Below are 24,971 nucleotides of genomic sequence, written 5' to 3'. Positions count from 1 at the left end.
TTTACAGTACCTCAGGTTGAATTCAGAATAATGGATTTTGGTATCGGGTTTCTCTCGAACAACGTGATGCTGCCAATCATAGACTTTTTCTATGGTGTTGTGCCTAGCTACGGATTGGCGATCGTTGCCTTAACATTGATAATCCGCTTCGCGCTCTATCCCCTGAGTGCTGGCTCAATTCGCAATATGCGGAAAATGCGAATTGTACAACCTCTAATGCAAAAGCGGATGGCAGAAATCAAAGAGCGCTATAAGGATGATCCGCAAAAACAGCAAGAGGAGATGGTTAATGTCCAAAAAGAATTTGGCAACCCCTTAGCAGGATGTTTGCCACTGCTGTTGCAAATGCCAGTATTGTTAGCACTGTTTGCTACTTTACGAGGTTCGCCTTTTGCTGGCGTGAACTATTCTGTTAACTTGCAAGTTGTACCCTCTGAACAAATCGAGCAAATTCAACCGCAAGCCTTCGCTACTGCTCCTCAAAACATTTACGTTGCTGATGGGGAACACGTTCAAGTAGCTGCTATCCTTCCCAGTGGGAACAAATTAGCAGTAGGAGAACACACGAAGTTACAATATCAGACTACTCAAGGTAAACCATTTCAGGTACTCTTAGCAGAGCATCCAGAAAACAAGTTGATTCCCGAATGGAAAATCACCAAAGGGGAAGATCGGATCAAAATTGATGCTGAGGGGAACATAGAAGCCTTACAGCCTGGAGATGTCACGATTCAAGGCACAATCCCAGGACTAGCAGCAGATAAAGGATTTCTGTTTATAGATGCTTTAGGCAGGGTTGGCGCGAATGATCCAGATGGCACAATCCACTGGGATATTGTCGCCATGATCGTCTTTTTTGGAATCAGCCTTTATGTTAGCCAAATGCTCTCTGGGCAAAATTCCAGTGGTGGCAACCCACAACAAGACACCGTTAACAAAATCACCCCAATTATCTTTTCTGGGATGTTTTTGTTCTTCCCCTTACCCGCTGGGGTGCTGATGTATATGGTGATTGGTAATATTTTCCAGACACTGCAAACCTATATTCTTTCTCGTGAACCTTTACCAGAGGAACTACAAAAAATTGTAGCTACTCAAGAGAAAGAGACAGCAACCGCAGAACAAAAGGCATTGCCCTTTGAACCAAAAAGTTCTAAAAAGAAGGCAACAGGGGGATCATGATCAATAATCCCATGCAGCGAGGCCAGCAGTGGTTAAAAACACTGCTGGAACTCACTGGGATATCTGCTGAAATTGAGGGTAATTTAGAAACTGCCCAATCTCAAGACGGCGATTCCCAAGAACCAGATAATTACTGGTTGACGATTAATCAAACCAATTTGTCAGCAGAAGAAATCCAAGTTTTAATAGGTGCTGATGGTTCTGTACTAGATGCAATTCAGTATCTAGCTAATTCGGTTCTAAATTTGAGCCAACCACAGGAAGAGCAAGCATCCTACACGATTGAGCTGAATGGCTACCGTGTCAAAAGACAAGCGGAAATCCATTCCTTAGCTGAAGCTGCTGCTGACGAAGTGCGTTTTTCTGGTAGAGAAGTGGAAATCAAATCCCTCAGTTCAGCTGAACGCCGTCAAATTCATACTTTCTTGAAAGACTTTGAAGGTTTGGAAACTTTTAGTCGTGGTAAAGAGCCGCATCGCCATCTAGTTGTGCGTCCGGCTACCTTGGAATAAGTTAAAAACTAGAGAGGCATAGAAACAGGAGAGAGCCGGAAGAGATGAGGTAGCAGCTCAAGAAATAACTAACTTTTTACTTTTGACTCTTGACCGTTGACTTTTGACTATTAACTCAACACTTTTAATTTAGGAGTTAGTAATAAAGGTAGAAATAAGTTGTGAGAATTTAGGAGTTAATTAAAAACTCATAACTCACAACTCATGACTTATAAAATTACAAAATTTATCTTGTCCCTAAAAGCTAAAATAAAAATGTAGTGCCAGCAGAATTGCTGAGAGTTAAAATAAATTTTTCGTCAGGATATCTTACAAATCCTATGGACGCAATTCATATTCCGCAGCTAACTAAAGCCCCGGAGCGGACAGAGGAAGTTCAGGTTAAAGAGTTTCTCCCTGGTTTAGAAACGTTGACGCCAGTTCGCGGTCATGTCCGGGTGCAGCATCATGGCAATTACCTACAAGTGTCTGGTCAGGCAGAAACAATTATCACTTGTACCTGTAACCGCTGCTTGCAGCAGTACAATCAACGTTTAGCAGTTGATACTGAGGAAATCATTTGGTTAGACGAAACTGCCAATCAAGTAGATGACTTGCCTTTAGAAAGGGAAGTAGCTATAGAAGATTTGGTAGAAACTGTATCACCTGATAGTTACTTTTATCCTCAAGAATGGCTATATGAGCAAATGTGCTTAGAGTTGCCTCGGCGTCAGTTGTGTGAGCTTAATTGTCCAGGTATTCTTGGGAGTACTGCTGATAGTTCTGAAAAGCAAGTTGACAATCGCTGGTCTGGATTGGAAACACTAAAAAAGCAACTGCCAGGACAGTAGGTTGAGTATCTCAAAATAAGGATAGGATGTCTTAGCCTAGTCATTTTGACCCAGAAATACCGCTTGCTATCTAAAAGGCTAAATTCACATGGAACAAGTAATAGACTGATTAAACCAGTAAACTCTAACTTACACCCTCCAAATTGGAGGGTTTTCTTGTGTTTGGGTTTTATTGGATAACTTTCCCATAAATTGAAACAGTAGAGAAAGTTGAAATTTACACACAATTTAATTGGAATTGTTTTTTAATTTACTTTTTTAAATTTCCAAATACTTGAGTACGTCAGATTGATAGGAGAAAGTTCATGAGCTTCCGTGATGAGTTTAAACTGCTAGTACGCGCCCGTTACCCTTTGATTTATATTCCCACCTATGAAGAGGAGCGGGTAGAAACAGCTATTCGGGAAGAAGCAGCAAACCAAGGCAATCGCCCAGTGTATACTTGGGATTTTGTTGATGGTTACCAAGGTAACCCCAACGATGCTGGGTTTGGGCGGCGTAATCCGTTGCAAGCATTAGAATTTATCGAAAAAATCCCTGTATCTGCGCCGGCAGTGTTGATTTTGCGAGACTATCATCGGTTTTTAGATGATGTAGCGATCGCTCGCAAACTCCGTAACCTCGCCCGACTTCTCAAGTCTCAACCGAAAAATATTGTCATCTTATCGCCACGCATCGCTATCCCTGATGACTTAACCGAAGTTCTGACGGTTGTCGAGTTTCCTTTACCTGCTGCCCCAGAAATTAAAATAGAAATAGAACGCTTACTGCAAAGTACTGGAAACAACCTGAGCATAAAGGTTTTAGATGATTTAGTCCGCTCTTGCCAAGGGCTTTCTATGGAACGGATTCGGCGGGTTTTAGCAAGGGCGATCGCTACCCACGGTGAATTGCAACCAGAAGACGTGGATTTAGTTTTGGAAGAAAAACGCCAAACTATCCGCCAAACCCAAATCCTGGACTTTTACCCCGCCACAGAGCAAATTTCTGATATCGGCGGATTGGATAACCTCAAAGACTGGCTGATTCGCCGGGGAGGGTCTTTTAGTGACCGAGCGCGACAGTACGGATTACCGCACCCCCGTGGTCTAATGTTGATAGGTATTCAAGGAACAGGTAAATCATTAACTGCAAAAGCGATCGCTCATCACTGGCATTTACCTCTACTACGCTTAGATGTTGGGCGATTATTCGGTGGTTTGGTTGGTGAATCAGAATCTCGGACTCGCCAAATGATTCAGGTGGCTGAAGCCCTCGCTCCTTGCGTTTTATGGATTGATGAAATAGATAAAGCCTTTTCAGGACTTGGGAGCAAAGGCGATGCAGGCACAACCAGCCGTGTGTTTGGCACTTTTATTACTTGGCTAGCTGAAAAAACCTCACCTGTTTTTGTCGTCGCCACCGCCAACGACATCCAAGCCCTACCACCGGAAATGCTCCGTAAAGGGCGGTTTGATGAAATCTTCTTTGTAGGTTTGCCCACTCAAGAAGAGAGAAAAGCAATTTTTAATGTTCATTTATCCCGACTGCGGCCTCATAACTTGAAAAGTTATGACATCGACCGATTAGCATATGAAACGCCTGATTTTTCTGGGGCTGAGATTGAGCAAACTTTGATTGAAGCGATGCATATCGGGTTTAGCCAAAACCGCGATTTTACTACCGATGACGTTTTAGAAGCTGCCAGCCAGATTATACCCTTGGCAAGAACCGCCGTTGAGCAAATTCAGCTATTGCAAGAATGGGCAGCGGCAGGGAGAGCGCGTTTGGCATCTAAACATAGTCCTCTAAGCGAAACCTTCGGGAAGCTACGCTAACGCCTTCAGTGGCAGCTACAATAGTGGGTTAGCGGCGGATATTTGGTAGAGACGTTGCATTGCAACGTCTCTACAATGGTCTATCTGTCACATTTTTTTCAAACTGGTATTAGAACCAATGACCATTGACAAATGACTATTGACCATTGCTGATTAGGTTTTAATTATGTTTTCTGGCTTACTAAAGTTTACCCTTGGGGTTTTCCTGGCGATCGCTGTCTTAATAGGTAGTGGTGTTGCCACAGCACTCTATTTCATTAATCGAACTGGTATACCACCTGCAAAACCCATTTTTGCTAATGACAGCCCCTCGGTGAAAGCTCAAGCTCCTGTGAGCGAGGATAAAGGAGATAAATCTACCCCTACACCTGGGGCTGAAACTAAATCTTCTCCTAGCCCCAGCCCTACTAAATCATCTAAGACTGGCTCATCTCCCAAGCCATTGCCAGCAGGAACTTACCGCGGACGTGTTAGTTGGTCTGAAGGCTTGAGTTTGCGAGCTGAACCTAATCAGGAATCTGAACGTATCGGTGGAGTTGGTTTTAATCAAAAGATTATTATCTTGGAAGAAAGCCCAGATAAAGCTTGGCAAAAGATTCGCTTAGAAGATAGTGAACAAGAAGGTTGGGTGAAAGCAGGTAATACTGAAAAAGTTAACGAACAACCTGAAAAACCAGAGGAAACAGAACAACCACAGAAACAACAATAAATTTAGTAACTAATCAGTAGTTCATCTTATGCGACTAAAAAAGATGTGATAACTCGACGAAACTTGCACTTTTTTAATAGTAATATCGTCGCATCTTCCGCTGAGACAGCACAACTGAAAAGATGCCCTTGCATTAGTTCACATTCAATAACCCGCAATAAATTGCGTTGTTCTTCAGTTTCCACTCCTTCAGCAACAACTGTCAGATTAAGTCCATGTGCCAAAGCTACTATTGCAGTTGTTATGGCAGCATTACTAGTATCAGTAGTCAAATCACGTACAAAAGACCTGTCAATTTTTAAGGTATGGATGGGAAAATTTTTTAGATAACTTAAAGAACAATATCCAGTGCCAAAATCATCTATGGAGATGGAGACACCCATATTGTATAATTCCCTTAAAATTTTTTTGCTGAAAGCCGTATTTTGCATGGCAATGCTTTCAGTTATTTCTAACTCCAAACACTGATTTTGTAATTTTGTTTCAGACAAAATCTGCTTCACCATATTGACGAAGTTTGTTTGCTGAAATTGTCTAGGGGAGATGTTAACAGCTACTGATAGTGATGGTAAGCCGAAAGCTTCCTGCCAAGCTTTATTTTGAGCGCAGGCTGTTCTTAAAACCCATTCCCCAATAGGTATAATTAGTCCGGTTTCTTCAGCAATGGGAATAAATTTTTCCGGAGGAATTAAACCTAGTTCAGGATGTTGCCAACGCAGTAAAGCTTCCATTTTGGGAATTTCACCTGTGTTGATATTCACCTGTGGTTGGTAATAAATTTTAAATTCTTGCCGCTCTAAAGCATAGTGCAAGCTATTTTCTAATTTTAACAATTCTGAAGCTTGCGAATTTATAGTCGAATTATAAAACTGATAGTTATTCCGTCCCTGTGATTTAACACGATACAATGTGGCATCAGCGTGTTTAATCAGGGTTTCGGCATCTTCTCCATGTATGGGATAGAGAGCAGTTCCAATACTAGCACTGATATGCAACTGATAATTTTCTATATCAAATACTGCTTTTAAAGTTTCTAATATTTGCTCTTGTATCTGAACTACATCATTGAGATTATGAATTTCAGGTAACAGTATAATGAATTCATCGCCTCCCCAACGAGCGATAGTATCACCTGGTCGCAAGCATTTTTTCAGACGTTGAGCAACGCTTTGCAACAATTTATCTCCGACGGTATGACCTAGTGTATTATTTATGGTTTTGAAACGGTCTAAATCTAAAAAACATACTGCTAGTTTGCTACCATTTTGATGCGCTTTTGCTAACGATTCACAAAGATATTCATGAAAGAAATCTCGGTTAAGTAGATTCGTCAACAGGTCATGGGAAACTTGATAACAGAGTTTAGCTGCTGCAAATTTGTGATCTGTGACATCGCTAAAAATCCAAATTTTACCGCCAAGACGCTGGGATTGAGAATAATACTCAAATATTCTGCCATCTTTTAAGGCGATCGCCTTTGGCCCTGCGATACCAGTCGCCTGCGGCAGAAAACCCGTCCGCAGCCCTGACTCCCCTTGAGCAATCACATTAGAGATTTGTGCATCTGGGTTAAAGCATATTTCTTTAATTGCGGCAAGATACTTTTTTGGGTTTTCTAGCTGTCTTACCGCCACCAAGAGTGCTTGTCTATAATTGCCTAACTTCATCAGTGATTCAGGAATACCCCACATCTCGACAAACTTTTGATTAAAGTCTGTAATATTACCTTTACTATCCATCACTAAAATCCCATTGGCAGCAGATTTTAGCGTTGCTTGTTGTAAAGAAAGCAGTTTTTCTAATTCTGCTTGTATAAGCTTGCGTCCGGCAATCTCTCTCTGCAATTGGGCGGTGCGTTCTTGGACGCTATTTTCTAGTTGAGAGGCGAAATTTTGGGTTTCTACAATTTCTGTTTGTAGTTCATCTTCTACTAATAAGCGTTCATATTTCAGGGATAGCGCACCTGCTGCTGCTTGTAAAAATGCTACTTCTTTTGCTCCCCAAGGCTGTGATTCCACACAGTTATCGAAGCCGATAAAGCCCCAAAACTGCCCTTTAGCAATTATTGGTAAAATTAAAATTGCCAGAATGCCCTGACGTTCTAAAATGTTCCGCTCTGATGCGCTTAATTCAGCCACTATGCTGGAAACAATGTTGCCACGTGCTAATCTCTTTGCCCAGTTGGAGAAACATTCACTATGGGAGAGGCTTTGCCACGGATGGTTGTCAATTGGTAGCTGAATGCCTTTAGCACACCATTCTGCTTTTAAAGTGAACTTTAAGCCACCATAATCGTAGTCACAATTTTTACAGATATATGCACGACTAGCTCGGCACGCCTGCCCCAAGCTTTGCAAAATTTCTATGTATTTTTCTATACTACCATCAAGATTCAGTAAAGAGTGTTCTACTTCCACAAGCACTTCTAGGTAGCGATTGCTTCCGGCACTGCGCGTAGCGTAATCGCTGGAACTAAAAGCTATTTTTTTTACATACTTGCTAGGTTTGTTTTCTTTTACTGTGCGATCGCGTAGCGTCTCCCTCTTGGGAGAATCGTCGCTGATAAAGCGTGCAGCGCAATCGCTAATCTTTTTTAGTGTTCCAGAAGTGCCAATAAATTGTCCTTCCCTATCCAAGGTAATTCGGAAATAAACTTCTAAAGAGCAACAGCCACCGTCTTTAGTTAAATAACGAGTTTCAAATAAATAATCTTCTGTTTGGCCTTGGCTGAGGATGTGAAATAAATTTAAGTTGCGTTGGCGATCGTCAGGATGAACATAACTCAAAAAACTTTTACCAATGCTTTCTGCAAGCGTAAATCCCGTAATCTCTGTCCATGCTGGATTAAGAAAAGTCCATACCCCAGAAGGATTTGTCTGAAAGAATACTACTTTTTCTTTATTTGGCATCAGCGAGTGATGTTTACTTTCTCTTTCTGACAGCATTTCTTTTTGGGGTTAAAGGTAGAGAACCTTGCGAACGTCTGCTTGGATATTCCCAAATTCTGGTAACATGAAATTCAAAGATAAATAAGCTTATTTGTTTGGGTTCCAAGTAGGTCAACTAACTAAGCATCAACATTATAGTAGTTTCTGCTATCTCAAGTAACACATGATTTGTGTATTTACAAAATTTTTTCTCTTCATAGTTAAAACCTAATTCTCTCAACATCTACTTAAAATTTCTTGCTGAACTTATAGATTTTTCCTTAACTCTTAGTTAATCTAAGCCTTGATTTTGGGTTGCTCTGGAAAATTTTTATAATAACTGCTAAAGTTTTAGCAGTTTACTAAGAGTCAACTCTATAACATCAATAGAAAATATCAATAGTGTTCTTATATCTTCAGAGAGATGTTAGGAAAATTAAAATATCATAATATTTCTGATAGTCGGCTAAGCTAATTGAAAGTTATCCTCCTTGCAGAAAGTAAATTTATTTGATTAATGATATTTCGGTATTTTTTAACACTCTGTATAAGGAAAATTATAGTCTCAAAAAATGAGTTTCTCTAAGTAGCCATTAACTACATATTATATTATTTAGTGTTCATTAAGCTGATATTGCTCTAACAATAATTTTCCTAATTTTAAACTTCGCTTAATCATAAAAATAAAACTAAAATAAGTTTATTTTTTATCCTTAAAAATAAATTAAGAATTATTAATAGTAAATACGTTTAACTATTAAATTAAAGTACTTAGTAAAGAACTTTTATTCAAGGATATAGGGGGGCTGGGTATAGGGATATTAGGAGAAGAATAAATTGTTTATTTTCCTCAAGCTTATCGCTTTAATATTATTTCACAAAATTTATGCTCTAGATACACAACTAGAGGCGTACATTTATATCTTTCTACAAACGATTCATATAGCTGTCGCTAGGTAGTTTAGGACATCAACTGAACATAAAACCCAGACACCAAACGCCTTTCAAACCTGTTCCCTGCGATGCACTGAGTTTCGACTACGCTCAGCACAAGTGCGCCCTTCCCTGTCCCCTGCTATATGTTGTAAAAGTTTTTGACAATGGGATTATACCCCTAGTTTTATATTCTTTCCACTGAGTACGTTTGTACGTAAGTGATGACTTTAGAAAGCGAAGTTAATTAAATTAACAAATGTAACTGCGAACCTTGCTGAGTTTTATTGACTTCAATACGGGCTTGGAAAGCTTCTTTGAGGTGGGGCATATGAGTGACAGTGAGTATGCAGGCAAACTCTGAGGCGATCGCATTAATCGCCGCAATTAAGCGATCGCATCCTTCTGCATCCTGCGTACCAAACCCTTCATCCACAATCAGCAATTGTAATGCCGCCCCCACCCGCCGCGCTAGTAATTTCGCCAGGGCTAAACGGATAGAAAAGTTAATTCTAAAAGCTTCACCACCAGAATAAGTTTCATAAGCTCGCGTTCCGCTAGCATCAGCGATTAAAATATCCAAGGTATCGATCAACTTGGCATTTTTCTTCGTGGATCTGCCATTTCGCCCAGCTTTTTGAGTAATAAATTGTACGTGCAACTGATTAGCGCTCAGCCGTGAAAGTAGTTGATTAGTTTCGGCTTCCAGCTGCGGCAATACATTCTCAATCATCAATGCCTGGATGCCATTTTTACCAAATGCTTGGGCTAATTCTTGATAAACTCGATGTTGCTGCTTAGTAGATTGCAGTTGCAGTTGCTGTTGTTCGTACTGAATTTGCAGTGTTTCCAGTTGACTCACCAACTGTTCCAAACGCCCTAACTTTGCTATTTGCTCATCGAGTTGGCGTCTACGCGTTGCTAGCTGTTGCTCTAAAGCTTGAATTTGGGCAGATGGGTTGGCTGTGGCTTCTAGCTGTTCGACTAGACTTTCTATTTGGCTACTGAGTTTTTGCTGCTCAGTCAATCTAGCGCTTCTAGAGAACTCTAACTCTTGCAATCTCGTCTGGAGTTGCGGATACTGCTGTTCAGCTGATAACAGTTGTTGATAGCGCAAATGCCAAGGTTGAGCTTGCTTGACGGCGAGACGCAGGTTGTTGTGCTGTTCAGAACTGTAGCCAATTTCGGTAATATGACGCTCAAGGGCGGCAATTTGTCTAGCACAGTCAGAATCAGTTTGTTCTTGGGGGATTCTGGCTTGTAATTGGGCAATGTTAGCTTGTAGTTCTGGTTTTCGGGCTGCTAGGTGCGCTTGTCGCTTCGTAGCATCTTTAATCTGCCCTTGCTTAATTTCTGCCCATCGCCAACGCTCCACTTCGCTGCGAGCGAGGGCATGGTCTTGTTCACTATAATTAAGTTGTTGCAGATATTTGTCTAACTGCTGAAGTTCCGCTTGTTTGTCTGGGGCATAATCACCAGCTTGGAGCGATCGCTCTAAATGCTGTTTTTCAGCAGCAATTTGTTGTAGCTGTTGTTGAACATCTGTTGTAGCTTGCAACTGTGCTGCTAACTGTCCTCTTTGTTCGCGTAAACCATCGTAGCTTGCCAATTGTTGGGAGATTTCGCGGTATTCCTGCCTTAGTACCTGAATTTCTCTATCAGACACAGCCATTTGTTCCCGGACTACCCAAAACTGTCCTTGAGTATCTTGTAACTCAGTTTGGGTTTTTTCCAGCACGCGACTCCAATGATGTTCATCTAAAGGACGCTCGCACAAAGGACAAAGAGCATCAGGATTCTGGAGCATTTGCAGTTTTTGCTCTAGTTCTCCCAATAGTTTTTCATAGTCGCGTTGATGAGCTTGCAGACGTTCGATAAAATGACGCCGCTCCTGTCCTTTTTCCTGCACTCGTTGCAGATACACCCGCTTTTTGTCTAGTTCCTCAATCTGGATTGCTACATCCATCACTGCTTGTTGGAGTTGGGGTTGGCGTTGTGAGGAACGTTGTAGTTGGTTCTCTGTATTTTGCAGTTGTTCGAGTCGTGCTACCAAACCAGCATGAGTACGATCTAGTTGGTTTTGTAAAGTTCCGCGTTGTTGCAACAAGGGAGCCACTTGCATTTGCAATTGATCTAGGCGAGCAAGATGGTGACGCGCTGCAGAAAGTTGTGCTAAAGCAGCCTCTACTTCACCTGATTTGGTAAGAGTTTGCTGAATCTCTCGCTCTTGTTGCACTAAAGCGTCTAGTTGCGCTTGGGCTTGTTGTAGTTGTCGTTCAATTTCGTTAATTTGTTTGGTAAGCTGTTGTTGCTTTTGTTGGCGAGTCTGCCCAGCGCTGGTGTATGCTTCAAATTTAGCGCTCATAGCTTCTTCTTGAGATTGCAGACTTTGATATTGAGCATATCCAGCTTTAATCTCAGCTTGCTGATTTAATAATTTCTCTAAATCTGATAACTGACTTTTGATTGCTGACTGCTCTTGTTGGAGGCGATCGCAATCTTGGCTAAGATTTTGGTATTGCTGCTTGATAAAGCTGAGTTGTTGTTCCCAGCTTTGCCGCTGGTGCTGAACAACTTGCAAACTTTGTAATTTGATATTGTCAAAAGCTTGCATCTGTTGCAATTGGTTGAGTTCAATATCTAACTCGGCTCTTTGTCTCTCGGTTGTTTCACGCTGTTGCAGCTGAGTTTTAATCGACTCCAAAGAACGCTCTAATTCCTCTGTTCTGGCTTTGAACTGACGAGAAGATTCTTTTGCCCGTTCTTCTAAATCATCATATTGATTGAGTTTCAACAACTCCGCCAAGATTTCTTTGCGCTCTGTTGGGCGTTTGAGCATGAATTCATCTGCACGGCCTTGACGAAGATAAGCAGAATTAATGAAAGTATCGTAGTCGAGCTTGATATGCTCTAAAATCAAATCCTGTGTCGCCCTTACACCTTTGCCAGTAAGGGCGCGAAACCCAGAGGGAGTTTCTATTTGAAATTCGAGGACGCTAGCCCCACCTCGAATTCGGGTGCGAATTACCCGATATTTTTGCTGGTTATTTTGGAAAGTAAAATCAACCCGAACTTCTTTTGCCCCAGCATGGATGACATCATCTTCCGCAGCGGCGCGGCTTTCACCCCAAATTGCCCAAGTGATTGCCTCTAAAAGAGAAGATTTACCCGCACCATTGGAACCACAAATACAAGCCGTATGCAAACCGCTAAAATCTAAAGTTGCATCACGGTAACTGAGAAAGTTTTTGAGGATAAGTTGTACTGGGATCATTCAGGCTATAGCGCCACATCTACTTTTAATAATTAAGAGTACAGATGCACTGTTTGTTAGTTTAGCTATCTAAATATCAGGTTTCTAGCTTTGAAGACTTGAATTTTACAAAAATTAACATTAAGAGGAGTGATTTCTTCTTATTGTGTGAAAAATTTTTGCTATTTCCAGAGAAAAATCAAACTCTGGTAGAAGCTTTTGCTTATTTTCCTTGTTGACTGAGAAGAAAAATTTACCCAAGAGTAGCTTTAAGAGTTGAGAGAGATTATTTCTGCTGGAATTTGCTAAGTTCTGAATCAGGCTAGCTCTTAATTCTCTTGGCTATAGCTATCTAAAAAGAGTAGACGAGCGCTTTTTTTGAATAATCTTAAAAAATGAAACCCGTTGGTATAGGTTTTGTTTGTCAGGAGTAATTTTGCTGTGGCTACTTGCGATCGCTTAACCTTGACCGAGGTATCAGCAATCCAATATATATACTGATAGCAAATTTTGTGAAATCTGGAAATTACGAGCAACTCTTCTCATCGATAATTGAAAATTATGGAGATTGTCACCAAAAGATTTATTCTACGTGACTTTATTAAGGAAGACGAGCCTGCGTTTTTCACATATCATGCTGATCCACGGTATGCCGAATTTTGTGCGCCCGAAGAAGTAGCACTCAGCCATACACGCGAGCTTCTCTACCTTTTTGGTCAGTGGGCAACGGAACACCCTCGTCGCAATTATCAACTTGCCATAATTGATCCTCGTAACTCGCAGGAGTTAATTGGCTGTTGTGGACTGCGCCGTGAGAGTCACATTTCAGATAAGGCGGAATTGGGAATCGAATTAGCACCACAGTTCTGGGGTCGTTACGCATATGCAATTGAGGTTGGGAAGGCTTTGGTTGATTTTGGGTTCCGTGATTTGGGGTTAAAAGAGATTCGAGGTATTTCCATCAGTGCAAATCTGCGTGTCGTACGTTTAGCGCAGCGATATGGCTTTATCCGAATTAGCACGCTTCCTAGCCCAGATTGGATGTGTGCGCGAGGATGGAACCAAACGGAATGGCAACTTACGCGAGAATCCTGGGAGAATTTCTCAGCTTCCTAACAACCGTCTTGCAGCGGAAGCAGGCTAAATCCTTAGTACATTGCAAAGATTATTAGCCAATGTATATCTATTATCTATCCGTTGCTAAAACTACTAATTTAAGATTCAGCTTGCACTTACTCTTTATTTAATAACGAATCTTCAGGCAACTTCCAAGAACGTCCTTGACAATAGACATAACCATTTGTGATGGAAATACCAAACATTTGCCGCATGATTCTGGTTGCTTCTTTCCTCTCTTCATCTGTCAAGTAATCTTCTCCCTTAAAACCTGCTCGATAATGTTGAGGATTATTACCAGCATCCACATAACGCTGTTTTCCAATTTCTAAAATTTCTTGGAACCTAGCATACTTTAGCTTTTGCTCTTCAGTCCAATTTGCCATAATTACAAGTCCCAAGTAGTCGGAACAATATCACCATTTTGCAAAATCATAGCAATTGGCAGGACTTGGCTGAGGGTATTTATGTACCAATTGCCACTGTCTTCATCATAGAACGTATTACCGAGTAAATCTAGGGTAGTAAGTGCGTTGATAATCAAGTACTGCGCTTCACTCGGTTCCATCAGTAGTTGTTATATAAAATTAACTTAAGCAATTCTAAAGGAAGAGAAAGCATCTCCACAGTTTTGGCAAATAAGCTTAGAATGGAAGAAATAGTCACAGTTAGCCTCTTCCCTTCTATTCAGAGGTTATAGATATGTGAACGTAAACAATGAAACAACATTTAGGAACAATTGCAGTAATTTTTCGTCATTACATTGGCTAACTCTCTATTTAAAAACATAAATTAACAACCTAATAATTCTCAGGAGCGATCGCACCTACTCCACATCATATAAGTATTCTTACTTTCGAATCTGCCTATAGATAGGTTTTAAACTTGTCAGAAACAATCTCAGTAACTCATCGTCATTAAACACATCACTCACACTAACAGAAAGCCTTTTATGACACACCTTCTTCGCTGGAAATCTGGAACCCTCACACTCATGACAATGGCAATTACTACAAGTGCCGTTGCCCCAATGATTGCCTTTGCTCCTGCTAATGCCCAATATAATATTAATCAATCTAGATACGTTACTATTTCTTCAGGAGCTAGTTTGCCTGTGAGATATGACAAAGATAAAATTGTTATCAAACCAGGTGAAAGCAAATCCATAACGTTGAGAATAGCAAATGACATTATCGACAGGAATAGAAATGTATTGATTCCTGCTGGTACTAAAGTTGAAGGAAAATTAGAACCTGTAAGCCTAGATAGTTATTCAAGAGATAGGGATAATCAACAAGGCGTACGGTTCATAGCCCAAGAATTAGTATTTTCTAATGGCCGTCGTCAGTCGATTAATGCAAGTTCTCGAACTATAACCGAAACTCAAAAAGTTACACAAAACCCTAGTACTGGTCAGATTTTAACTGACGCTGCTATTGGTGGGGGCGCTGGCGTTTTAGGTTCACTAATTACAGGCGATCGCAGAGTTAACGATATAAAACCTGTTATTGGTGCAGGTGCAGGTGCGGCTGCAAGCATACTGTTGCGGAAAAAAGAAGTAGATGCCTTTGTGATTAGACCAAATCAAGATTTGAGGCTCACACTGGATTCTAACTTGGAACTATACCGCTACTAAGTAATTTAAATTATAAATTAATAGGCGATCGCATACCATAACTGAAGTTGCGATCGCCTATTATTTATCTAACACAAACGATTTTGCTACTACCACAGAAGTATTATTCGACTTTTAATCCCTCTTTTATCACCTCGGGAGAGAATAATCTGGAATGCTTACAGCATAAGACTTTTACTAAAAAACCATGATTTCAGCCATTGTGTTAGAAAATAAACACTCAAATGCCTGTTCTATCTACAGTTCAAAATTTGGCTTTGATTTTTATTTTCCCAGAGTAACAAAACAGGGATAAAGCTAAAAACATTAAAATGTTACCAAGCAGTAGTGCGAGCGCTTGTAGTAAAACCAGTGCTTACTTCTCCTAGTTAATAGTGTAAAAAAGCTTTTTAATCCAGAGACTTCAAATCTGGAGCAACCCATGTTTGACGAGCTTCCGAAGACATTATTAACTCATCACTGTAGTATTCGCAAAACAGGCTTTTTCGCTCTCCATAGGTAAGTATGAAGTCATTGACCAGTGCAGAGACTGAGACATTAGGGTTAGCAGTAGCAAGAAAGCGACGGGCTATGAATATCCAGAACAGAGTCAGAGTTTCATGATACCCACTGTTTTTGGTATTCGCGATCCCATTGCAGTGGTTGTAATGCTGAATTCCTGTACGAATACGTATCGTTGCTTCTGATTCAGAGTATTGAGATAGATACCATACAGCAATAGTGAGATGGGCAGCATGATTCCAGTCAGTTCGAGGCAAAGTACAGTCTTCAAATTGCTGGACTAACGTAACTACAGTCTCATCTATTTGGTAAAAGTGAGTTTTAGCGTTATCAAGTGCCATATGTGTGTCCTCCATTAAACTAGCATAGTGGCTTCCACACAAGAATTTTGGTTGATTTGAGTATAGGAATTAGAAAACTTTCAGTTTACCTTGAGCTTGAACAAAATATGTCTACAAGGATCAACAGGATTATATCGAAATTTATGAGACTCCAAAACCTCTAATCCAACTTGAGCAATCATCTCATACCAATTTTTCTCAGTCAAAAAGGAATAAGTTAGATTAATCCCGTAGGGTTTATTTTCAATGTAGTCTGCAAATTTTAGAATAGTGAAATCTTTAGAGCTTCTCCAGTAGTGATCTTTGATTAAAATATGTCTTTTGGAAACTCGTTTAACTTCTTTTAACAACCTTTGATGACTGTCTGCATGATGAAACACATAAATAATCATTACAGTATCAAAGTAGTTATCTGGGAAAGGAAGATTATAGCCATCATAATGAACTATGGGAATAAAGTTTTCTGATTGAATATGGGTATCACAACCAGTAAATTGTGGAGTGAGAGAAGTTTTAGCTAATTCTTTTTTGATGTTATCTTTCTTTTGTCACTCTGGGAAGAGTAAAATCAGAAAGATATCATTGCATCTATTGCTGGGCGAAAGTACATTCTTGAGGCTCTATCTGTTGCCGGATTTTAGAGAATTGGTATTAACCCTCTTTTATCACTTTCGGGAGAGAATAATCTGGAATGCTTACAGCACAAGACTTTTACCAAAAAACCATGATTTCAGCCATTGTGTTAGAAAATAAACACTCAAATGCCTGTTCTATCTACAGTTCAAAATTTGGCTTTGATTTTTCTTTTCCCAGAGTGACAAAACAGGGATAACTAATAACTATTGACTCTTTGGCAACCAAATAATAAATGTGGTTCCCAGCGTATTGGATGAAGTAATAGCTGAATTAATTGCAGGGCTGAAAATCTCTATTTCGCCCTGCATTTGCTTAATTAATTGTTTGGCGATCGCTAATCCCAAACCTGTACCAGGAATTTCTGTTTGCGCTTGTATACCACGATAATGCCGCTCTCCAAGATGTTCTAAATCTTGGGGTGGAATGCCAGGGCCAGTGTCACTAATGACAATTCCCTGATAATTAAGTTTTTCTTGACCTACCTGGATTAAAATTTTGCCCCCAGCGGGAGTGTATTTCAATGCATTATCAATAATATTACTCAATACCTCTCGTAATGCTTTAGCATTGGCTCGTACTAATGGCAAATTCTGCTTGATTTCGGCTATTAGTTTCAGCTTTCGCTCTTGTGCTATTGCTTTCGCTGATATTAATAATGGTTCTAATATATCTACTAAGGAGCAATCAGCTTCTTTCTCTCCTGTTCCCGGCAATAGTAGCGCAGGTTTGGCATCTTTTTCAAGAGTTGCTTCTACAAATACTTCCTGCTCAGGAAGTATTTGTGGCGCTAAATCTGCCTCTGTCAAGTCAATTACTTTATCAAACTGTTGCAGCAATTCTTCCAGGCGATCGCTTTCTCTAACTATACTATTTGCTACATCCCGATTGGCATCCGCTGCTCGTAGTCGTTTCATCAGCAGTTTGCCAAAAGTCCGCAACGCCGTTAAAGGGTTGCGAAACTGATGCAATAGGTTATCTAGCAAATCGCGTTGCTTTTCTTGGAGAATTTGTTGCTCATGCAGTTGCTGTTGCAACCATGCTCGCCGCTGATCCAAAATACAGGCGATCGCTAAGGTTTTGGCAATCCGTTGAATTTCACTTTGCTCGTGTTCATGCCATCCCCGATCTTCCCTGGCTGTCACCAGTAACCCCATCATTAAACCTTCATAAATAAGAGGTAAAACAATTTGGTTGCCACCAAGCAAGTATTCCTCTTTTAAATTGGGTTGGGTCGCATCTGATGGACTAGACTCCTGTGATGAGATCGGAGATTCTCCCCCTGCTGTCAGCAACCTTCCTTGAGGATTCGGTAATAAAATATTTCCCACTTTCAGTTGTTTGCGTAATGTTGCCTCAGCAGTTTCCTCTCCTTGCATTAATAGTGCTGTCTCTGGGTAAACCACTACAGGAATTAGTTTCGCCTCACCTGAAGAAGCTTCTACCAATTCTTGTGTTAAATATACAACGCTCAAAGATGCTCCCAGCCCTTGGGTTAGCAGTGTTATTTGCTCTCGGCACAGAGCCAGAAAATCAGAACTGGCAGACATTAACATTTTTTAGCTCTTGCTCAGGATTACAGACTTTGAGGGATGATGAAAGAGGATGTTGAGTTTTTACCTCGCTCATTTAATAAAGCTTAACTAAATCTTTTGAGTAATGCTTTGTACTAGGGGATTATATCCATAGGTACTATAATTCAATTTTTTTCTTCAAAGATATTACTTTTCTTGTATCAAAACGTTAAAAACTATTGAATTTTTGAACTAGAACTTCTATAATGACGACGGATTTTGTAGCTATCACTACAATCTATAGCTTGAAAGAGGAGGACAATAGGTTGGCAAGGAGACGTAAAAGGAAAAGCCGTCGTCGCCAAGAAGGGCGACGAATTCTAGAACACGTGCCTCAATATAGCATCGAAAGCGGTGAGGAAAAACCTGTAACAGCAGCGAGAAGATTCATTCAAACTGAAGGGATTTTACCACCGGCATTGCTACTCGTAAAGCGGAATGAACACACCACAGACCGTTATTTCTGGGCAGAAAAGGGACTGTTTGGTGCTCAATACGTAGAGGAGAACCATTTCTTGTTTCCCAGCCTAAGGACATTAGAAAGTCCTTCAGGTCAGGAGCCTCTTGCTATGGCAAGCCGGTGAACTACAAGCGGCTATCTCACGCAGTGAATGTGGCTTCTGTCTATAATTAACTGGCAAAATTGCTCAGTTTATGCGAATACTTCATTTTTTTTTAAGTTTCTCGCTGATTTGCCAGTAAGGCTAGCCCAGGTAATTAAATGATCGACTCGTTTCAAACCACGCTAGGTTGCATGAGTTGATTGCTAGTTTGGTGTTGCAGAAGGGAGTGAGGATAGAGCTAACCGCATCCAGAAGCGCTAGTAAAGTTGCGATCGCATTTGGATATCTTGTTAAGCACGCTCTATCAACCAATGTATAATTTTCCCCTACGATACAAATCGTGGGGGAAAACTTACAAATCACTAGTTGTTATTTAATCCTCCCTACTAGCCTTTGCCTAAAAAGTAGGTCAGAAGTCTACATATTTGCCTTTATTCACCAGCTTTTAACTGTAATGCCCTCTGTAACTCAGCGAGTTCATCTCGATGGGCAATTACAGTAATCTTGCTTGAGGAATGTTGTTGGTTCTCGGTTGCTTCAACTTTCAATGACACCTTCTCAAGTCTTCCAGCTTTTTTCCAATAAAATAGACCAGTCACAGGCGACAGCAGTACCAGAGTTAGAAAAAAGGTACTCAGATCAGGAAAAAGCAGGTATAAAACTAGTAATAAACAAGTAATACCAATAGATGCCAGCAGAGTTAAAAATATAGCTAAAAACCAGCTGGGTCTAACAAATCCTTCAAAAATCACTTGGTTTTGTTCTTGGTCTACCGCTGCCACTCGGTAAGACCGCAAGCGAAAATACTCCTTTAATTGAGACATTAAAGCAGCTTCATCTTGATCAGATACCAGTTGCGCTGTTTGCGTGCGGTCTTTAGTCGAAGCACGAATAAAGAAAAACAGCCCAACCGATAACAACAAGGTTAGTAGGAACGTAGATGGCAGAATAGCAGTATCCATAACTAAATTGTTACTGTTTGACTGGGGGAGACTTATTCATTATCAATATATTCCTTAATTTGTCCTTACGTTGATGTAATCTTGCCAAAGACGAGTCAAATCCTGCGCTTGAACTTGCCATTCAGGAGAAACTTGGTACATCCGCCTGGGGCGTCCCCGCCCTTCGAGTTTCTTCCAATATCCAGTAATTGCCCTTTGGTCTTCCAAAAATTTAATCGCACTATAAAGTACGGTATCTGAAAGCCGATAGGTAGGATATTCAGTTTCTAGCCGTTGGATTAACTCGGTTCCATAGGATTCACCTTGTAGCAAAACATACAGTATGTAACAAACTGCTAGTTCCTGACAGAGGTAAGTTGGTGGAGGATTCTCAAAGAATTGATATATATCCTCAAGTTTCATGGTTGGTGAATGGCTAAAAAAAAATGCCTGAGGGTAAGGTCTACAATCCTTGTAGTCAGTATATAATGCTGCACGGTAAGCATTAAGTATATAATGCTACTTGGTCTATTTTCCAAAGCGTAAACATCAAATGGTTGCCCACGCCTCTGACGATTTGTGGGAAGAGTTTGGGAGTTTTAGGGGTACAAAATATTGCACGCCTAACCTCGCTCTATCCAGTGTTGTGAGGAGCGATCAGACAGTGGCGAAGCCAGAGCCTTGGTGTTAACTGATGCCGATATGGTCAGAACTGCCTAAGCATAAGATGCCATCGAAGAAATTTTACAAGTAAAATGCCGTTTTGTCTGTATAACTTAATAAACACTTTGTTTTACGGTGATTTTCCCAATCTTAATTCTAAAAAAGCAGATACACCAGATGTCTAAATGAAAACGGCTGTGTTTGTGTAAACACTTAAGTGAGTAGTTAGTACTGATTTATTGGGGCTTGAGATTCTCTTGTTCTATCTGATAAGTGTGATAGTAAATTTATCAAATGCTAAGCACGTCGTTGATCAGTATGTCACAAACCCCTGATGCCCCATCATCTTCCTCTACTCTTAGGGCCATTGCCCAAACATTTCGTCTTATAGGTTGGATTAGCTTCTGGATTCAGTTAGTACTAGGCGTTGTATCTGGCATAATTGTGCTGCTGTTTGCCATCTTTAGCCAGAGAACTGGCAGCCCCAGTAATAATCCAGGAACTGGTTTTGGCGTATTTTTAGCAGTTTGTGGACTAGTTATCTTAGGTGGCGGTATTTATTTGGCTTACCGTTACATAAGAATAGGCAAGCAACTCCAATCCTCGAATCCTAGTAACCGCCCTCGTAAAAGTGAGACTGTACAGGTATTACGTTTGGGATTGTGGGTAAATTTAGTGGGAACGCTGGTAACTCTTTTGGGAGCGCAGGCGATTGTTGGTACCTTGGTAGCAAGGTCTATATCACCTCAAGCTGTAACTACCCAGTTATTTGACCCTACCCGGATTATTAGCGGTTTAGATATGCTCGTGGTGCAGGCGAACACCAATACTGTATCAGCACACTTTGCGGGGCTGGTAGGGTCACTGTGGCTACTCAATCGCATCAACCGTCCCTAATATTCGGTGCTGCGTCCTTAGCCTTCTGCCAGTAAGCAGTTCGTGATTCAACGAGACCACAAGATTATTTTAAACTTTTCCGAAACAAACTCAGCCTGCCTTGAAGTACTACCATATCGCCATTCAAATAACACCCAACTAATAGGTGAAAAACCTTACGTGGGATAAAATCTAGCTTTTGAAGGTCTATATTATGGTAGGGTCATCTGACACAAGAAGAAATCAACCGAGACAAAAATTTAATCAAGATGCTTGGAAATTTGGTGTACAGGTTGCATTTAGTGGTGTTGTGCTTGGGCTATGTATTTTCCAGCTTGTTTCAAAACCAAGTAACGATCCAAATACTGCGCTTTACTGGGGTGGTTTATCTAGCGTGCTAGCATATTGGTTACCTGCACCTGGACAAAATAGAAACGATAGGGAACCAACGAATATCACTCAAAAGACGTTTGCAGCCACTGATGACAATAATGGTAACGGTCAAAGTCTTGCTCAGGTTACTCAAACTACACTAAGTAAAGATACTAATTCCTGATTGATTAAATGGATTGTCTGTTTTCATAGCCCTAGCGTGATGCTAGGGTTAAATTTTAATAATGAATTGAAAATTAATTTTTCCAGCCACAGGAAACTAAAATTACTATATGCTGAATGCTTATGTGCTAACTGTATTGACAGAAAGATTATAGGCTAGAAACTGAGAAAAATCTGTGCTGGATATCAAGCAAATACGGGAAAATCCGCAATTAGTTCAAGAACGGTTGAACAGTCGTAGTGGTAAATACGACATCGACCCGATATTAGAGTTAGATCGGCAACAGCGAGAAATAGAGGTGACCCGCAGTCAACTCCAAGCTCGTAGTAATGAGATAGGCAAAATAGTTGGGCAAAAGATTAAATCCGGTATAAATCCTCAAGACCCAGAAATTCAAGCTTTGCGGGATGAAGGCAACTCTGTTAGAGCTAGATTGAGTGAACTGGAACCGCAAGAAAAACACCTGAAAGCTGAAGTTGTACAACTTTTACTGGCACTTCCCAACTTGCCAAGCGATTCTACCCCCATTGGTAAAAGTGAGGAAGAGAACGTAGAGGTGCGCCGCTGGGGTGATGAGTATATTCCTCAAAACCCGAATATTTTGCCTCATTGGGAAATCGGCGAAAAGCTCGGCATTCTTAATGTTGAGCGGGCTGTAAAAGTTGCCCAAAGTCGCTTTGTGGCTTTGATAGGTGCTGGTGCAGCATTAGAGAGAGCATTGATTCAATTTATGCTGACTCTTCAGACTCAAGCTGGGTACGTCGAAGTCAGTCCGCCGTTGTTGGTAAATAGTGAATCGTTGACGGCGACTGGTCAATTACCCAAGTTTGCGGAAGAAAGCTTTAAATGCGCTGATGATGACTTGTGGCTGATTCCAACAGCAGAAGTTCCGGTTACCAACCTCTACCGTGGTGAAATTCTCGCTGCTGAAAGCTTACCTATCTACCACTGTGCATATACTCCCTGTTTTCGTCGTGAAGCTGGGAGTTATGGGCGCGATATGCGGGGATTAATTCGCCTGCATCAATTTAACAAGGTGGAACTGGTAAAATTTGTCCATCCCAGCACTTCCTTTGATGAACTGGAAAGATTGGTGGAGAATGCAGAAGCCGTTTTACAGGCGTTGCAATTGCCTTACCGAGTAGTAAATTTGTCTACTGGGGATTTAGGCTTTTCTTCAACCAAAACCTATGATTTAGAGGTTTGGCTGCCTTCTTCTGGTAAATACCGAGAAATTTCCAGTTGTTCCAATATTACAGACTTCCAGGCGCGACGGGCTGATATTCGCTTTAAAGAAGCAGGTAAGAAAGGCACTCAGTTTGTGCATACTCTCAACGGCTCTGGTTTAGCGGTAGGACGGACTATGGCAGCAATTTTGGAGAATTATCAGCAACCTGATGGAACTGTGCGAATACCAGAAGCGCTGCAACCTTATTTAGGTCGCGAGGTATTGTAATTTAGTCATTAGTCATTTGTCCTTTGTCCTTTGTCCTTTATTGTTTACCAATGACCAATGGCTAGTGACTAATTACTGCCAAACTGCGGAAATATTCCATTGAGAGAAGTCCTGTCCTGTGACACATCTTAAAATGGAAATATGTATCTAGCTTAATATCTTTACTAATTTGCTCTATGTCAGTTTTAGCAGCGATCGCAGTCTTGGCTGTTTTGATCTTGGTACACGAGTTGGGACATTTTGTTGCAGCACGTTCTCAAGGCATTCTCGTTAACCGTTTTTCTTTAGGTTTTGGCCCAGTTCTGTTTAAGTACCAAGGTTCGGAGACCGAATATGCTGTCCGCGCCTTTCCCTTGGGCGGCTTTGTGGGCTTTCCCGATGATGACCCAGATAGCGATATTCCACCCAATGACCCAAATCTGCTGCGTAACCGTCCAATTTTAGATCGGGCGATCGTCATCAGTGCCGGAGTGATAGCAAATTTAATATTTGCCTATTTGGTGCTGGCTCTACAATTGGGTATCGTCGGCATTCCCAAGGAACTAAACTATCAGCCTGGTGTACTTGTACAGCCTGTTAATGAACAATCTATTGCCTATCAAGCAGGTATCAGAGAAGGAGATATTGTTCTGGCTGTTAACGGTCAGGAACTCCCTGCTTCGGACAAATCAACTACCTTGCTGACCAAGGAAATTCAGAATAATCCCAGTAAGCAAATCGAACTCAAAATTCAGCGTCAAAACCAACAACAGTCACTGAAATTAACACCAAAACTAGGCCCTGACGGTAAAGGTCTAGTTGGCATTGCGCTGACTCCCAACGCTAAAGCTGTTTATCGTCGTCCTAATAATCCTGTCGAAGTTTTAAGCATTGCTGCTAACAGATTTCAACAATTATTTGTAGGCACAATCAACGGCTTTGGACAGTTAATCACCAACTTCCAGCAAACTGTAGGGCAAGTTTCTGGCCCAGTTAATATTGTCAAGATAGGTGCAAAGTTAGCCGCTGACGATAGTACTAATCTCTTGTCTTTTGCGGCAATCATCAGTATTAACTTGGCTGTTATCAATATTTTGCCTCTACCAGCCTTGGATGGCGGACAACTTGCTTTTTTGCTAATTGAAGGTTTGCGCGGGAAGCCATTACCTAGCCGCATTCAAGAAGGTGTAATGCAAACTGGTTTGGTGCTACTTTTAGGATTGGGAATTTTTCTGATAGTCAAAGAAACTACCCAGTTAACTAGCCAGTTAGAGTGGGTGCAAAAGTTGTTCCAGTGAGCGTGATTCGTAAATCTTCATCTACAAAGCAACGAGCTTTAGAGATTTTAGTTCGCTTAAAGCGTCTTTATCCAGATGCTACCTGCTCTTTAAACTACTCAACACCAGTGCAATTGCTGGTGGCTACTATTCTCTCCGCTCAATGTACTGATGAGCGAGTGAATAAAGTGACACCAGCATTATTTAGTCGATTTCCTGATGCAGCTAGTTTGGCGATCGCTGACTTGGTAGAGTTAGAAAGCTTGGTGCGTTCTACAGGGTTTTATCGCAATAAAGCTAAAAATATTCAAGCCGCTTGTCGGATGATTGTGACTGAGTTTGACTCTGTTGTTCCCAACCAAATGGAGCAGTTGTTAAAGCTTCCGGGCGTGGCGCGGAAGACAGCAAATGTAGTTCTAGCTCATGCTTATGGCATTAACGCTGGCGTTACAGTAGATACTCATGTAATGCGTCTGTGCCAACGTTTGGGTTTAACTGAGCATTCAGATCCTATCCGCATTGAAAAAGATTTAATGAGGTTGTTGCCACAACAAGATTGGGAAAATTGGTCAATTCGGTTAATTTATCATGGTCGTGCTATTTGTAAAGCACGTTCTCCCGCCTGTGTTGCTTGTGAGCTTGCCGATTTATGTCCTGCGGCTAATAAGTAAGGGTGTATGGGTGTTGGGGAAAGAA

General features: G+C 41.0%; 21 protein-coding genes. 13 read left to right on the top strand and 8 right to left on the bottom strand.

Annotated features, from left to right (window positions below; genetic code table 11):
* The first annotated feature begins 30 nt into the window (after positions 1-30).
* From yidC to WKK05_RS24925, 5 genes are all read left to right on the top strand, one after another.
* Positions 31-1,182, top strand: coding sequence for a membrane protein insertase YidC (gene yidC, locus WKK05_RS24945; protein WP_341525738.1), 1,152 nt, complete (start codon positions 31-33; stop codon positions 1,180-1,182).
* On the top strand, positions 1,179-1,694 hold the full coding sequence (locus WKK05_RS24940) for a R3H domain-containing nucleic acid-binding protein (RefSeq protein ID WP_341525737.1): 516 nt from the start codon (positions 1,179-1,181) through the stop codon (positions 1,692-1,694). The genes yidC and WKK05_RS24940 overlap by 4 nt, the downstream gene beginning before the upstream one ends.
* A gap of 320 nt (positions 1,695-2,014) precedes the next feature.
* Positions 2,015-2,524 carry a DUF177 domain-containing protein gene (locus tag WKK05_RS24935; RefSeq protein ID WP_341525736.1) on the top strand — a complete coding sequence of 170 codons (510 nt, stop codon included), beginning with the start codon at positions 2,015-2,017 and terminating at the stop codon, positions 2,522-2,524.
* A gap of 305 nt (positions 2,525-2,829) precedes the next feature.
* Positions 2,830-4,341 (top strand): AAA family ATPase, encoded by a 1,512-nt coding sequence (locus WKK05_RS24930; protein WP_341525735.1) that lies wholly within the window; start codon positions 2,830-2,832, stop codon positions 4,339-4,341.
* 166 nt (positions 4,342-4,507) lie between these two features.
* Entirely contained in the window at positions 4,508-5,050 is a 543-nt protein-coding gene (locus WKK05_RS24925; RefSeq protein ID WP_341525734.1) for an SH3 domain-containing protein, read from the top strand.
* A gap of 26 nt (positions 5,051-5,076) precedes the next feature.
* On the opposite strand, the gene WKK05_RS24920 is transcribed toward WKK05_RS24925, so the two are convergent.
* Both WKK05_RS24920 and WKK05_RS24915 read right to left on the bottom strand, forming a co-directional pair.
* Entirely contained in the window at positions 5,077-7,995 is a 2,919-nt protein-coding gene (locus WKK05_RS24920) for an EAL domain-containing protein (protein WP_341525733.1), read from the bottom strand.
* A 1,162-nt stretch (positions 7,996-9,157) separates the two neighbouring features.
* Positions 9,158-12,184, bottom strand: coding sequence for an SMC family ATPase (locus WKK05_RS24915; RefSeq protein WP_341525732.1), 3,027 nt, complete (start codon positions 12,182-12,184; stop codon positions 9,158-9,160).
* A 540-nt stretch (positions 12,185-12,724) separates the two neighbouring features.
* On the opposite strand from WKK05_RS24915, the gene WKK05_RS24910 reads away from it, so the two are divergent.
* Positions 12,725-13,279 (top strand): GNAT family N-acetyltransferase, encoded by a 555-nt coding sequence (locus tag WKK05_RS24910; RefSeq protein ID WP_341525731.1) that lies wholly within the window; start codon positions 12,725-12,727, stop codon positions 13,277-13,279.
* 116 nt (positions 13,280-13,395) lie between these two features.
* On the opposite strand, the gene WKK05_RS24905 is transcribed toward WKK05_RS24910, so the two are convergent.
* Complete coding sequence (locus WKK05_RS24905; protein ID WP_341525730.1) at positions 13,396-13,665, bottom strand: hypothetical protein; 270 nt, start codon at positions 13,663-13,665, stop codon at positions 13,396-13,398.
* A 2-nt stretch (positions 13,666-13,667) separates the two neighbouring features.
* Complete coding sequence (locus WKK05_RS24900; RefSeq protein WP_341525729.1) at positions 13,668-13,847, bottom strand: hypothetical protein; 180 nt, start codon at positions 13,845-13,847, stop codon at positions 13,668-13,670.
* Positions 13,848-14,231: 384 nt separating this feature from the next.
* Between WKK05_RS24900 and WKK05_RS24895 the strand changes: the two genes are divergently transcribed.
* Positions 14,232-14,915, top strand: a complete 684-nt coding sequence (locus tag WKK05_RS24895; RefSeq protein WP_341525728.1) for a conjugal transfer protein TrbI — start codon at positions 14,232-14,234, stop codon at positions 14,913-14,915.
* 389 nt (positions 14,916-15,304) lie between these two features.
* Here WKK05_RS24895 and WKK05_RS24890 read toward each other — a convergent pair whose 3' ends face one another.
* Together WKK05_RS24890 and WKK05_RS24885 are read right to left on the bottom strand one after the other, a co-directional pair.
* Entirely contained in the window at positions 15,305-15,757 is a 453-nt protein-coding gene (locus tag WKK05_RS24890; RefSeq protein ID WP_341525727.1) for a hypothetical protein, read from the bottom strand.
* A gap of 839 nt (positions 15,758-16,596) precedes the next feature.
* On the bottom strand, positions 16,597-17,946 hold the full coding sequence (locus WKK05_RS24885; RefSeq protein WP_341525726.1) for a GAF domain-containing sensor histidine kinase: 1,350 nt from the start codon (positions 17,944-17,946) through the stop codon (positions 16,597-16,599).
* Positions 17,947-18,230: 284 nt separating this feature from the next.
* Between WKK05_RS24885 and WKK05_RS24880 the strand changes: the two genes are divergently transcribed.
* Positions 18,231-18,548, top strand: a complete 318-nt coding sequence (locus tag WKK05_RS24880; protein WP_341525725.1) for a DUF3155 domain-containing protein — start codon at positions 18,231-18,233, stop codon at positions 18,546-18,548.
* A gap of 410 nt (positions 18,549-18,958) precedes the next feature.
* Here the strand turns inward: WKK05_RS24880 and WKK05_RS24875 are convergent, their stop codons facing one another.
* Positions 18,959-19,489, bottom strand: coding sequence for a cofactor assembly of complex C subunit B (locus tag WKK05_RS24875; protein WP_341525724.1), 531 nt, complete (start codon positions 19,487-19,489; stop codon positions 18,959-18,961).
* A 54-nt stretch (positions 19,490-19,543) separates the two neighbouring features.
* Entirely contained in the window at positions 19,544-19,891 is a 348-nt protein-coding gene (locus WKK05_RS24870) for a PadR family transcriptional regulator (protein WP_341525723.1), read from the bottom strand.
* A 558-nt stretch (positions 19,892-20,449) separates the two neighbouring features.
* Between WKK05_RS24870 and WKK05_RS24865 the strand changes: the two genes are divergently transcribed.
* From WKK05_RS24865 to nth, 5 genes are all read left to right on the top strand, one after another.
* Positions 20,450-21,028, top strand: a complete 579-nt coding sequence (locus WKK05_RS24865; RefSeq protein ID WP_341525722.1) for a DUF3611 family protein — start codon at positions 20,450-20,452, stop codon at positions 21,026-21,028.
* 193 nt (positions 21,029-21,221) lie between these two features.
* Complete coding sequence (locus tag WKK05_RS24860) at positions 21,222-21,563, top strand: hypothetical protein (RefSeq protein ID WP_341525721.1); 342 nt, start codon at positions 21,222-21,224, stop codon at positions 21,561-21,563.
* 175 nt (positions 21,564-21,738) lie between these two features.
* Positions 21,739-23,019 carry a serine--tRNA ligase gene (serS, locus tag WKK05_RS24855; RefSeq protein ID WP_341525720.1) on the top strand — a complete coding sequence of 427 codons (1,281 nt, stop codon included), beginning with the start codon at positions 21,739-21,741 and terminating at the stop codon, positions 23,017-23,019.
* A 176-nt stretch (positions 23,020-23,195) separates the two neighbouring features.
* Positions 23,196-24,296, top strand: coding sequence for an RIP metalloprotease RseP (rseP, locus tag WKK05_RS24850; protein ID WP_341525719.1), 1,101 nt, complete (start codon positions 23,196-23,198; stop codon positions 24,294-24,296).
* Entirely contained in the window at positions 24,272-24,946 is a 675-nt protein-coding gene (gene nth / locus WKK05_RS24845; protein WP_341525718.1) for an endonuclease III, read from the top strand. The genes rseP and nth overlap by 25 nt, the downstream gene beginning before the upstream one ends.
* Positions 24,947-24,971 lie beyond the last annotated feature (25 nt).

It is taken from the genome of Nostoc sp. UHCC 0302, assembly GCF_038096175.1.
Classification (GTDB): domain Bacteria; phylum Cyanobacteriota; class Cyanobacteriia; order Cyanobacteriales; family Nostocaceae; genus UHCC-0302.
Note: the sequence above shows the minus strand (reverse complement) of the source record. Positions and strands in the feature narration are given on the sequence as shown.